The organism is Paenibacillus mucilaginosus 3016, from assembly GCF_000250655.1.
Taxonomy (GTDB): Bacteria; Bacillota; Bacilli; order Paenibacillales; family NBRC-103111; genus Paenibacillus_G; species Paenibacillus_G mucilaginosus.
The window spans coordinates 5,277,251-5,288,691 of the sequence record NC_016935.1 but is presented as its reverse complement, the minus strand read 5'-3'; the positions used below and the strand labels follow the sequence as shown (position 1 = coordinate 5,288,691).

The 11,441-nt window shown below is 61.4% G+C and carries 13 protein-coding genes; 7 read left to right on the top strand and 6 right to left on the bottom strand.

Going from position 1 to position 11,441, the window contains the following annotated elements; genetic code table 11:
* The first annotated feature begins 249 nt into the window (after positions 1-249).
* From PM3016_RS21910 to sdaAA, 4 genes are all read left to right on the top strand, one after another.
* Positions 250-1,272, top strand: a complete 1,023-nt coding sequence (locus PM3016_RS21910) for an aldo/keto reductase (RefSeq protein ID WP_013918729.1) — start codon at positions 250-252, stop codon at positions 1,270-1,272.
* A 196-nt stretch (positions 1,273-1,468) separates the two neighbouring features.
* Positions 1,469-2,098, top strand: coding sequence for a hypothetical protein (locus PM3016_RS21905; protein WP_013918728.1), 630 nt, complete (start codon positions 1,469-1,471; stop codon positions 2,096-2,098).
* 479 nt (positions 2,099-2,577) lie between these two features.
* Positions 2,578-3,270 (top strand): L-serine ammonia-lyase, iron-sulfur-dependent subunit beta, encoded by a 693-nt coding sequence (gene sdaAB, locus PM3016_RS21900; protein ID WP_013918727.1) that lies wholly within the window; start codon positions 2,578-2,580, stop codon positions 3,268-3,270.
* 50 nt (positions 3,271-3,320) lie between these two features.
* Positions 3,321-4,214, top strand: coding sequence for an L-serine ammonia-lyase, iron-sulfur-dependent, subunit alpha (gene sdaAA, locus PM3016_RS21895; protein ID WP_013918726.1), 894 nt, complete (start codon positions 3,321-3,323; stop codon positions 4,212-4,214).
* A 173-nt stretch (positions 4,215-4,387) separates the two neighbouring features.
* On the opposite strand, the gene PM3016_RS21890 is transcribed toward sdaAA, so the two are convergent.
* On the bottom strand, positions 4,388-5,911 hold the full coding sequence (locus PM3016_RS21890) for a glycoside hydrolase family 26 protein (protein ID WP_014370969.1): 1,524 nt from the start codon (positions 5,909-5,911) through the stop codon (positions 4,388-4,390).
* 127 nt (positions 5,912-6,038) lie between these two features.
* Entirely contained in the window at positions 6,039-6,308 is a 270-nt protein-coding gene (locus PM3016_RS21885; protein ID WP_014370968.1) for a hypothetical protein, read from the bottom strand.
* A 256-nt stretch (positions 6,309-6,564) separates the two neighbouring features.
* On the opposite strand from PM3016_RS21885, the gene PM3016_RS21880 reads away from it, so the two are divergent.
* Positions 6,565-6,855: a hypothetical protein gene (locus PM3016_RS21880; RefSeq protein ID WP_238540282.1), complete on the top strand. Its 291-nt coding sequence runs from the start codon at positions 6,565-6,567 to the stop codon at positions 6,853-6,855.
* 121 nt (positions 6,856-6,976) lie between these two features.
* Here PM3016_RS21880 and PM3016_RS21875 read toward each other — a convergent pair whose 3' ends face one another.
* On the bottom strand, positions 6,977-7,942 hold the full coding sequence (locus tag PM3016_RS21875) for a DMT family transporter (protein ID WP_014370966.1): 966 nt from the start codon (positions 7,940-7,942) through the stop codon (positions 6,977-6,979).
* Positions 7,943-8,055: 113 nt separating this feature from the next.
* Between PM3016_RS21875 and pdxR the strand changes: the two genes are divergently transcribed.
* Positions 8,056-9,468, top strand: a complete 1,413-nt coding sequence (gene pdxR, locus PM3016_RS21870) for a MocR-like pyridoxine biosynthesis transcription factor PdxR (RefSeq protein ID WP_014370965.1) — start codon at positions 8,056-8,058, stop codon at positions 9,466-9,468.
* Between the two features lie 430 nt (positions 9,469-9,898).
* Here pdxR and PM3016_RS38780 read toward each other — a convergent pair whose 3' ends face one another.
* Together PM3016_RS38780 and PM3016_RS38775 are read right to left on the bottom strand one after the other, a co-directional pair.
* On the bottom strand, positions 9,899-10,054 hold the full coding sequence (locus tag PM3016_RS38780; RefSeq protein ID WP_013918718.1) for a hypothetical protein: 156 nt from the start codon (positions 10,052-10,054) through the stop codon (positions 9,899-9,901).
* Between the two features lie 4 nt (positions 10,055-10,058).
* A complete protein-coding gene (locus tag PM3016_RS38775; protein ID WP_013918717.1) occupies positions 10,059-10,229 on the bottom strand; it encodes a hypothetical protein in 171 nt (56 codons plus the stop codon).
* 269 nt (positions 10,230-10,498) lie between these two features.
* Here PM3016_RS38775 and PM3016_RS21865 point away from each other — a divergent pair, with 269 nt between their 5' ends.
* Positions 10,499-10,687, top strand: a complete 189-nt coding sequence (locus PM3016_RS21865) for a hypothetical protein (RefSeq protein ID WP_014370964.1) — start codon at positions 10,499-10,501, stop codon at positions 10,685-10,687.
* Between the two features lie 123 nt (positions 10,688-10,810).
* Here PM3016_RS21865 and PM3016_RS41170 read toward each other — a convergent pair whose 3' ends face one another.
* On the bottom strand, positions 10,811-11,170 hold the full coding sequence (locus PM3016_RS41170; protein ID WP_014370963.1) for a helix-turn-helix transcriptional regulator: 360 nt from the start codon (positions 11,168-11,170) through the stop codon (positions 10,811-10,813).
* Positions 11,171-11,441: the final 271 nt, after the last annotated feature.

The window sequence follows — 11,441 nt, the reverse complement described above, 5'->3', positions numbered from 1 at the left end:
TCCGTACCCGAGTGAAATGCACAGGTTACGCAGGTAGTATGTTCTTAGGCATGTAAAATATGTATGAAGCAGGGAAGGGTTCTTCCAAAGGTTCGGCATCGGATCCGTTCATGACCAAGACGAACTCTTCGCAGGAGAAAGGGGGGACCTCGGCAGGACGAGCCCAAGACCAAAGTCTGATTCCGGTTCACTCCATTCATGATATATTGGGTATGCATGCCAATTAAGGGATATTGAGGAGGGATTGGAGTGAAGTACACGGTATTGGGGCAGTCCGGCCTGCTGGTTTCGAGGCTTGCCTTCGGAGCGATGACCTTCGGCACAGGGAACATGCCCAGCATCTACAAGGTGGACGAGAGCGGCGCACAGGAGCTCGTAGACCGCGCCCTGGACGCGGGGATCAACTTCTTCGATACGGCGGACGGGTATGCGGACGGACAAAGCGAGGAGATGCTCGGGCGCCTGCTCGGCTCCCGGCGCAGCGAAACCGTCATCGCCACCAAGGGCGGCTTCCGCGTAGGGCAGGGGCTCGTGCAGGCCGGTTTATCCCGCAAGCATCTGTTCGCTGCCTGCGAAGCCAGCCTGCGCCGCCTGGGTACGGATTACATTGATCTTTACATCGTACATAAGACCGATCCCCACACGCCGCTCGAGGAAACCCTGGAGGCACTGAACGACCTTGTCCGTCAGGGGAAGGTCCGCTATATCGGCTACTCGAATTGGCCGGCCTGGCTGGCGGCGCAGGCCGTCACGATCCAGCGGGAACGCCGGTGGGCTTCCTTCATCAACGGACAGGTGTACTACTCCCTGATCGGCCGGGATATCGAGCATGAGACGGTTCCTTTCGCGGTCCGCAGCAAGGTCGGCCTGACCGTCTGGGGGCCGCTGGCCGGCGGCTTCCTCAGCGGCAAGTACACCCGGGAGAACCTGAAGGACGAACAGAACCGGCTCAGCGGCTTTGATTTTCTTCCGCACGACAAGGAATGGGGATTCCAGGTTCTGGATACCGTCCGTGAGCTGGCCGAAGGCTACGGCGCCACCCCGGCCCAGGTCTCGCTGGCCTGGCTGCTGGCCCAGCCCCATGTCAGCAGCGTATTGGTCGGCTCCAGCAAGCTTACCCAGCTCGAGGACAACCTCCGCGCGGCCGAGCTGCAGCTGAGCGGCGCCGACCTCGAGCGGCTGAATGAGCTGACGAGGCCGGCCGCCCTCTATCCGAACTGGTTCTCGGCCGCTACGCAGGACACCCAGGTCGAAGAAGCGTTACGAAGATAGGAAGCCAAGGCAGCTTGCTGTCCAGGATACGGCCCGATCGGGCGTCCGGACGGCGGCTGTCTTTTTTTATGTGAAATATCAGAAAGTACAACGAACATGGCTCGCTTCGGTATATATTACAGCAACTTCTTCAGGAGCCGGCACGTTAAGAGGTGGATAGCATCAAGAGATGCAGGTTACAGGGAGGATTACGAAGTTGAAGACTTTCATACTTGGACTGACATGCGGATTGGCTCTATCCGCCGCGGCCGCTGCGGCAGCAGCCGAAACCCTTCAGGTGTATGGGTTCCCGGCCGCCTTCGAGATCAACGGCCAAAAGAAGGAGCCAGGCATCGAATATACGGTGCTGAACTACAACGGGCATGCCTATGTGCCGATCCGTTTCATCGGGGAGAGCTTGGGGCTCGGCGTCAGATACATCGACCGGGATCGGGTGATCTCCGTACAAAATGAGCCGGGGGAAACGGATGCCGCCTCGAAGGCTCTCTGGCGGGTCCAATACCGGCTGAAAATAGGACAGGATGCTGCGGCTGTCAAGGAACTGCTTGGCCCCCCTGCAGCGGAAAGAACGGCGGGAGACGGGCAGAAGGCCGTCTGGCGATATGATTTTGCCGCGGCAGCCGGATACGGATATGACGCATTCGCTATCGACCGCAGCGGCCTGGAAGAGGGAAGCCTCCAAGGTCAGCTGCTTGTAACCTGGTCGGAAGCCGGGAGCGTTGAACGGATCGAGATGTGGTATTCGAAGGTCCAAGGAAGCGAGAGAAGGCTGTATACGCATTATCTGTACCCGGACGGTTCTTCAGGAGGGGCCTTAATAGAGTAGCGTGGAGGCCACAAGGCAGGACCGCGAAAAGGGGGCATCCCGGAAGGGCGGTTTGTCCCGCAGCTCCCGCACCGGGCAGGCCGCCGTAATCGAACGATCATAAGACTTGAGCCCGGGAGGGGCCAGGTCTTTTTTGTTTGAGCAGACCCGATTAGGCGGCAGCCGGAGCGGGAGCCTCGCGGCTTGCGGGGGACCGTCACGTCTTTTCTCAACAGGGCAGCAGTCCTGGCTGCCCGTATGCTGGCATGGTCCCGCAGGTGCCGGCCATACACTAGAGAAGACAGTAATATTTGGAGTCGCTGAGGCAGATGATAGCTATATAGCCCAATCGTCGGGCCCAATCGTCGGAGCCAATCGTCAGAGCCCGATCGTCGGGGCATGCGGAAGTTTGAGGTTGGACCGGCCGAGGCAGCCGGGCACGGAGAGCCGGGCCGGAAGCCGCTGCAATCTGTCGGCTGCGGCCAACCGGGGAGGGACTTATGCGCTTCAAAGACGTATTTTCTATCATTGGTCCCGCCATGATCGGACCCTCCAGCTCCCATACGGCCGGGGCGGTCCGAATCGGCAGGTTCGCCCGCCAGCTGTTCGGGCCGCTTCCGGAGCGGGCGGAGGTGCGTTTCTTCGGCTCGTTCGCCGCGACTTATCAGGGGCACGGCACGGATATTGCCATTGCCGCGGGCCTGCTCGATTGGCAGACGGACGACAAGCGGATTCCCTGCGCGCTGAAGCATGCGGCGGATCAGGGGATGACCGTCCTGTTCGGTCAAGGAAAGGGCCTGTATGCCCACCCGAACACGGTCCGATTGCTGCTCACCGCGGGCGCACCCCCAGCCCGGAGAGAGCTGGCGCTTACGGGAGCTTCCATTGGAGGGGGCAATATTGAGATTACCGATATCGACGGGTTCGGCGTCAAGCTGACGGGGGGCTATCCGGCCGTGATCGTACAGCACCGGGATGCACCGGGGACGATTGCGGGCATTACGGATGCCTTAAGGGACGGCGGCTGCAATATCGCTCATATGTCGGTGGACCGGAAGGGAAGAAGCGGGGAGGCGCTGACGGCTCTGGAGCTGGATGCTCCGCTTGCTCCGCCGCTGCTGGATCAGCTGTCCCGGCTGGAGCAGGTCGGCAGCGTGCGCTGCGTCGATCTGTCGAAAATCAGTTCGGCCTGAAGCCTGCGTCAGGCGGTCCGCCCGGTCACTAAGGGAAGGGAGGGATGACCATGCAGTTTCGCACGCTGGAGCAGTTGGCAGCCCAGTGCACCGAGAGGAGCATGACCCTCGGGCACTATATGCTGGAGCAGCAGAGCACGGAGTCCGGCAGGAGTCCGGAGCAGGAGTTCGCTACGATGTCAGCTTACTATGACATCATGCGGGAGGCGGTGGAGCGGGGACTAACGGAAGACACCACCTCGCGGAGCGGACTCACCGGACGGGACGCCCAGCGGGTGATGGCGTTCGGAGCGGAGCAGGAGCTGAGCCTTGGGCCGGCAGCCGGAGAAGCGATGGCCTACGCGCTGGCGGTATCGGAGGTGAATGCCTCCATGGGCCGGATCATCGCAACGCCGACGGCCGGCTCGTGCGGCATCATTCCCGGCGTATTTCTCTCCTGCCAGAAGCGCTTCGGCTGGTCCGACGAGCAGATGGTGTACGGCCTGTTTGCTGCGGGGGCCATCGGTTATGTCATCGCGAACAACGCTTTCGTCTCCGGTGCGGAGGGCGGGTGCCAGGCGGAGGTCGGCTCCGCGATCGGGATGGCGGCGGGCGCGCTGACCGAGCTGCGCGGCGGCACTCCGGCACAGGCTGTGCATGCGGTCGGTCTCGCGCTCAAAAACTCGCTCGGCCTGATCTGCGACCCCGTCGGCGGTCTGGTGGAGATTCCGTGCATCATCCGCAACGGCTTCGGGGCCGTCACTGCGCTGGCTGCCGCGGATATGGCCCTGGCCGGTGTCCGCAGCGTCATCCCGTCGGATGAAGTCATCGGCGTGATGCTGGAGGTCGGCTCCTCCATGCCGGAGAAGCACCGCGAGACCGCACAGGGCGGGCTGGCCCAGACCCCCACAGGCCGGAAGATCATGAGGAACCTGCGGAGGAAGCCGGACCCGGAAGAATCATGAGCTCCGCACTTTGCGGCCCGGCCGGAGGTGCTCGAGGCACCCATACGTTGAAAAACCAACCAAAAACCATGCCGTCGGTTTGCCGATCGCATGGTTTTTGGTTCCGGATTCGAACAGAATGGGAAGATGGACTCTCCCGAAGCCGGAGGCTTGGGAATGGATGAGAGACGCATTCACCCTTTGCCGGCCGGCAGCGTACGAAGCGCAGCAGGCTTCCCGTTCTTGTCGTAGACCACGATCCGGAGCGGCTGCTCCGCTGCCCCGGCCGGGAGCTCAACCTCCATCTCCCACGGCAACTCGAACGAGATCCCGAGCCGTTCTTCCCCATGGTAGAGTGCCGCGGCGAACGGCGCGCTCCCGTCAGGAAGCTTGGCATAGACGCTGACCGTCTGGCGTCCCTCGGGGAGAGGGGCTTCCTCGTGGAGCTTGTAAGCAAAGTCCACCGGATCTGCGGCGGTGTCGATCCGGCCGAGGAACCGGGGCGAGGCGGCGAGCCGTCGGTACCCTCCGTCCGTATACGGATTCTCGCCGAGATCATACACGAAATCCATATTGGAGCGTCCGGCCTGGGCCCGGCTGAAGTTGAAATAGGTGATGGCTTTGACCTGAGGGAACATTACCGGCAGATACGTATACATATAGCCAAGCTGCTCCTCGGCCCACTCGTAGTAGGACCGGCCGGTGGAGATGACACTGTGCGCTACGGCCCCTTCCGAGATCATGATCGGCTTGTGGCTGTACTCGGCATAGAGCGGGGCGAACGCTTCGATCACATTGTCCTTCAGATCCTCCTGCCCGTTCGTTACGGGGGTGGAGTACAAGGAGAAGCCGACCCAGTCGACGTACTCGTCGCCGGGGTAATAGGCGTCAATCCCCTCTGCCGGAGAGAAGTTCGGGGACCAGACCATGGCCACGTTCGGCGCCTCCTCTTCCATAATGTCGTGGATGAGCCGAAACTTCTCGACATACAGGGCCGGATCACCGTGCCAGGGGACCCAGGCGCCGTTCATCTCCGAGGCATACCGCAGAAAGATGGGAATCCCCGATTCCTTGGCTTCTCTGGCGAACCGGCGCACATACTCGTCATCCAGCACATCCTGCAGGCCGTACCGCGGCTCCCAGCCGATCTGAAGGGCACCGTCCAGGGCACGGACCCGGTCTGCCGTGCGCTTCGGGAAGTAAGTGTTCGTATCGGTCTGCAGCTTCCGCCATCCCACGTAAGAGAGATAGAGGGCGTGACGGCGGCCGTAGACCTGCTCGACCTTCGTGATGTCATAGCGGACGCGGCTGTCGGCCCCCAGCATGCCCAGATACGTACCCGACACCGGCTCGAATTTGGCCGGCAGGCCCGGATCCGGTGCTGCCGATCTTGCGGTGCGCAGATACAGCCGAAGATCCGCATCTGCGGCTTCGGGTATCTCCGGCGGAGCGGATGCGCCTGACGCCAAGAGAGCGTCACGGGCTTCCAGCCGCGCCCGGTAATTCGCCGCGGCCTCCGCATGGCCGGCCTTCTCCGCGGCCTCTGCCTGAGTGCGCCAATATTCCGTCAAAGGGAGCACCGGCGCCGGTGCTGCCTGACGTTCCCCGTCCGGAGGCCCGCCGGCAGGGGGAACCATACGGAAGACGGCCCATAACCCGAGCAGCAGGAGCAAAGCTAGCAGCACAGAGAATCCGGTTCGGCGTGCCTTGTTGTTCATCGTCGTTCTCCTCCAGGCCGTCCAAATAGATATCTCTATTATAGGGCGTGGAGGACCCGCCGGACAAATCCGTGAATGCCCGATAAGCCTTCGCCCCAAAGGAGCGAAAGCCTCGTGAGGCGGGACGCTACATTTGTCCCATGACGACGGAGATCAGAATGCCCAGGACGGCCGCCCAAAGCACATAAGACCGTAACAATCCGTACATGGCGCGGTGCTGCCGCTCCGTCAGCCGGTTTTGATCGTGATTCATCTGCAGGTCTGTGGCGGCTCCTCCGGCATCTCCCGTATTCATGGTACCGGACAGGCCTCCGCTTCGAACAAAGAAGATCAGGGTCCGGGTAACCAAAATGAACAGCGAAACGATAAACAACAGATCCGCAGTTGCTCTCAGCACAGCCAACACACTCCTTAACAGAACCAAGGTGGTTTCTATTGTATATCATAAATTCCATAATAAGGTAAACGTTCATTTTGAGAGAATCCGGCCCTCAGGAAAATCGACAAAAATCGCTTTTTGCTGTTCATTTTTTCACAGGTTCATCCGATATAAGACAGAGATAGCTCGTACTTTCTTAGACTTTATACATAAGGGTGTGTCATCGTTGCTGTTTGCTGCGTTCGGGGTGCTGTTGTTTTGGTTTCCATTGAAAATGATCCGCTTGAAACACCGTCTGGCGTTCCTGCTTTTCCTGGCCGGGTTTCTTTCCTATGTGCTGACCGCGTTCATGTATTCCTGGTCCGATGCTTATTATGACCGGATGAATGTCATCAGCATGATGCTGTATCTCGTGCCGATGTTCTACTTGTTCGGGTGCTACGCCTGGTACAGCGCGTATCTCTCGAATGCTGAGGTGGCCGGCGCCGGAGCTGATTCGCAGGAGACGTACGATGCGGCGGCGGATCGGGTGATGGGTTCCGGTGCACGGCATATGGCCGGGTAATGCCTGGCGAGCTGAATGTGAGCAAATCCAATGGATCAAGAATCACCCCCCCCCAAGAAGACCAAGCCCCGTCCTCCACGGACCACGGCTTGGTCTTCTTTGCTATTGCCCGCTCCGCCGCTCACTTCCCGGGCGCAGGCTCGGCTGCCGTCCGGCCCTTCCTTCCCCGGGAGGCGGGAAGTATACGCTTCTCCGAAGGTGCGGACACCTGCCGGATGCCGAGGAAGACGAAGGCTGCACCCGCAGCATGGGCCCAGGAGAACGGCTCGTGCAGCAGGGCGTAAGACAGCAGCACGGTGCTCACCGGAATGCAGCCGGTATAGACGGCGGCGGTTCCGGCCGAGACCTTGGAGACGCCCGAGAACCACAGGAGGTAGGCGACCGCTGTCACGAAGACGCCATAGTACAGCAGCAGGGCGGCGTCCTGGGGCCCTAAGACGGAGAGGTCGGTGCGTGCCGCCTCCGCCAGGGAGAAGGGCAGGAACATCAGGAAGCTGAAGAACGTGACGCAGGTCGTTCCCGTCAGGGGAGACACGCTGCTCGCCGTCAGCTTCCGGATGACCGTCAGCGCGGCTTCCCCGCCCACCGCACCCAGAATCAGGAGAAGGCCGACTGAGGAGGAGGGGGCCGCGGAGGACGGGGCGGAGCCGAACCATCCGGGGGCTCCGAGACACGCCACGCCAGCTGCGGCGAAGAGTACGCCGGACGCCAGCCGCGGGGTCATGCGCTCCTTCAGGAAAACGATGGAGAGCAGGGCGACAGCCGCCGGCGTAAAGCTGGTAAGAATGCCGGCCTCTGCGGCCGAGGCGGTCTTCAGGCCGTACAGCATGAGTACGCGAAACAGGAACATCCCGAGAAAAGCCTGCAGGAGCAGCAGCAGGAGATCCTTTCTTCCAAGAACCTTAAGCTCTTCCCGCTTGCGCCAGGAGAGAGGCAGCAGAACCAGCAGGGCAATCGCAAGGCTGACGGTCTGCGAGAAGAAAACGGGAATGTGCATGGCGGTGATTTTGCCGGCCACCACGGAGCTGCCGATGAGGACGGCGGCGCCGGACAGCTCCAGGCCGGCGGTGATTTGGTTTTTTTTCACGTAGGCATCTCCTCTGGATTTCGTTATTGTATACTGTAACAAATGACAAGTGGTTGGCTGTAGTGCCATTTACCGGCTATTTGAAGAGTACCACTTGTGGAGGAGGCGGAGACATGTGGATTTCCATCGATCCGGAAGCGAAGCTGCCGATGTTCCGGCAGGTGTTCGAGGCGCTGCGGGGGGCCATCCTGAGCGGAACGCTGGCTTCCGGCTTCAAGCTCCCGTCTACGCGCGAGCTGGCCGCGGAGCTGGGGGTGTCCCGCAACGTCATCCTCGAAGCGTACGAGCTGCTGATGTCCGAGGGCTATATCACCGGGCGTTCGGGCTCGGGCACTTTTGTGGCGGAAGGAGCCCGGCTGGAGGGTTATGCACCGGAAGCACCTGCAGAACGACAGCAGGCTGCGGAACTTACAGGCGATGGGGTCCCTGCACCGGGAGGCATTTCCTTCCGGACAGGGCGCCCGGCATTGGAGTTCTTCCCGGTGAAGCAGTGGGCGTCGGCCCTGCAGGAGGTATGCCTGGAAGCCTCCCCGGATGACCTCAGCTATGGAGATCCGGCCGGGGCTCCGGAGCTGCGGCGGGTGCTGGCGGAGCATCTGTGGAGAACACGGGGCGTCGTATGCCGCCCGGAGCGGATTCTCGTCACGAACGGCGCCCTGCAGGCACTGCAGATCATTGTGCGGCTGCTGCTCGGCTGCGGGGATGAGGCGGTGGTGGAAGACCCGTCCAACGAGGACCTGAAAAGCGTACTGACCGCCACGGGCGCCTCCCTGCGTCTTCTTCCCGTAGATGAAGACGGCCTCATGACGCGAGAGCTGCCCCGAGACGGCATACGGCCCAAATGCATCTATGTGACGCCGTCCCACCAGTTCCCCATGGGCGGCATTCTGCCCGTGCAAAGGCGGATCGAACTGGCCAGGTACGTACAGGGCAGGGACAGCTGGATCATCGAGGATGATTATGACAGCGAATTCCGCTATGACGGCCCCCCCGTGCATTCGCTCCAGAGCTTGTGTCCGGAGCATGTTATCTACATCGGCACCTTTTCCAAAACCCTGTTTCCATCGCTGCGGATCGGCTACATGGTTCTCCCGGAGCGCTTCGTGGAGCGGGCGCGTCAGATCAAACGGCTGTCCGATTACCAGACCCCGACCCTCGAACAGCTTGCCCTGGCCCGGTTTATGGGGAGCGGCCACCTCAGCACGCATGTGCACCGGATGAAAAAAATATACAAGAAACGCCGCGCCCATCTGCTTCAGGCCCTGCATGAGCAGCTCGGCAGCGGATTCCGCGTGTGGGGGCGGCCGGCCGGACTGCATCTGGTGCTCGAGCTGGAGACCCCGCTCCCGCCGGATTTTGAGCGGCACCTGCACGAGCATGGGGTGACGGCTGCCGTGCTTCCAGGCCGCCGGCTCCTCCTCGGATACGGCCATCTGGCGGAAGAGCAGCTTACCGAGGGCGTACGCCGGATCTGCAGCGCGCTGAGACGGGGGCCGAAGGACCTTTCCCTCCAGGCGCTCTCTTAACAGAGAGCTGTCTTCTCTTGTTCAAAATCAAGAAATTCATAAGATCGGGATAAGAAGCAGTTAAAGGGGGGCGGCGTATTCATACATAGGGTTGGGGAGTGGCAGATGGATTGGCTTGCGAGTGAGCCCCAGCCTCTGATGCAGCTGCAGTACCGGCAGCCGGCATAGGGGAGCTGGTCAAAGGAGCCTTTGACCCCGGCACAGCTTGCTGAGTGGCCGCTCGGGCCAGCTTCTTTTGCAGCGGCCGGTGAACTCCCTGCAGTTGGAGCAGGACCGGACCCTCCAGCTCCAGCAATGGGGGCAACGGCATACGAAGAACCGGCTGCAGGGCGCAGCCGGTTCGTTCGCGTCTTAGGGGAGTGAGAGCAAAGCTGGGGGCTGAGCGAGGAAGCCGTCCGGTTCGCCTTGCCATGTGGAGATCCGCCTGGCTCTATTTGCGGTTGGTGATGTCCGTCCGAACGACACCGACGTCGGAGGCGTTGATGGCAATGGGGTTGCCGCCTTGGCCCGTCCGTGCGGAGGCGGACTGCCTGACGTCCACGGAGATCCGTTTTTTCTTCAGACCGCTTCGTTTGACCGATGCCATGAGCTTACCTCCTTCTTCTTCTTTTGGGGGACTCGAAAATTTTGACATTGACCGCATTGCTCGCCAGCACATTCCCGCTGCGGGCACGGGCATGGGCCGATTGGAAGATCCGGATGACGATGTAACGGTTCTTGCCATAACGGTACCGGTAGGTCTTGACACGGTTGTGCACCAATAGTGGGCCCTCCTTGTCCTTAGGTCATACAGTAAGGATATGCCGGGAAGGGAGGCGGCGGACCGGTAATCGCGGAGCGGCGTGACACCAAATTACGGCCTCCGTACCGCCGGCACGAACGGAACCAGCCGCTGCTGAAGGAGTAGAACGTACGGAGGGCCCAGGTATGCCCGGCTTCCTCTTTTGCCATAATGAGGGGTAAACGGACGGGAGCCTGTCAGGGCCGGGCATGAAGCGGCGGCAGGTCCCCTTGAAAGGAGGCAGAACGGATGGACCGGACGGTCATCGTGCAGGGCAAGCAGTTTCCGATTCAGTATGAGCATGAGGGCAGCTATGAGCTGATGGAGTTTGCGCCGGACGGGGAGGAGGTCCGCTATATCGTGTCCAAGGCGGACTGCCGGATGGGGCGGGACGGCCGCCTGTATGCGGACCTATTCGAAGTGGATGCCGAGTACTGACGAAGGCTGATGCTGAACTGGGCGGCACAATCAAAAGACGCAGTCCCGGAGGGCTTACTCTGCTCCCCGGAGCTGCGTCTTTTTTGGTGATGATGCGGGCAGGCGCCCAGGCGAAGGCTACCGTCAAGGAGAGTACTGCTTGCGGAAGCGCAGCGGGGTTATGCCGATGTACTGCTTGAAGCAGCTCGAGAAATAGGGCGCGTAGTGGAAGCCTACGCGTTCGGCGATCTGGGCGACCGGCCACTCCGTCTTGATCAGCAGCAGCTTGGCCTGCTCGAGCCGGTACTGATGCAGGTATTCCATCGGCGTGCAGTGGTAGATTTCTTTCATTGAGCGGACGATATAGTTCGGGTGAAAATGAAGGGCGGCGGCAAGCGACTGGTTCGTCACGTCCGCCTGGTAATGCTGGCGGAGATACGCTTCCGTCTTCTCCGCCAGGCTTCCGGGAAGGGGAGGCGGCCTCTTCGGCCTGCCCCTCTTCAAGCAGACGCAGCAGCTCCATGAACAGCTGCTGTTCGCTCCAGTACGCTGCGGAGCGGTGTTGGTCCGCGAGGTGGAGCAGCTGCTGCAGGTGGCGCTCCCCAAGCGCGGTATCCGCAGGGGCCGCGTACTGCCGCAGCCGGACCGTGTACGGATTGGCCCACGTCAGCCGCACCGGTGAGGGAGGGAAGGCCGCAGGGTCCCCTTCCTGACTCCACGTTCCCCGGTAGTCGAAGTGCACCCAGTAGAAGACCGTCTCGGTATCGCACGGCCT

Bases quoted from the DNA above. Each gene is read 5' to 3' on its own strand.
- PM3016_RS21880 (WP_238540282.1), top strand. From the start codon at position 6,565: ATGATCCGCTTGAAACACCGTCTGGCGTTCCTGCTTTTCCTGGCCGGG.
- PM3016_RS21865 (WP_014370964.1), top strand. From the start codon at position 10,499: ATGGACCGGACGGTCATCGTGCAGGGCAAGCAGTTTCCGATTCAGTAT.
- PM3016_RS38780 (WP_013918718.1), bottom strand. From the start codon at position 10,054: ATGGCATCGGTCAAACGAAGCGGTCTGAAGAAAAAACGGATCTCCGTG.
- sdaAA (WP_013918726.1), top strand. From the start codon at position 3,321: ATGCAGTTTCGCACGCTGGAGCAGTTGGCAGCCCAGTGCACCGAGAGG.
- pdxR (WP_014370965.1), top strand. From the start codon at position 8,056: ATGTGGATTTCCATCGATCCGGAAGCGAAGCTGCCGATGTTCCGGCAG.
- sdaAB (WP_013918727.1), top strand. From the start codon at position 2,578: ATGCGCTTCAAAGACGTATTTTCTATCATTGGTCCCGCCATGATCGGA.
- PM3016_RS21890 (WP_014370969.1), bottom strand. From the start codon at position 5,911: ATGAACAACAAGGCACGCCGAACCGGATTCTCTGTGCTGCTAGCTTTG.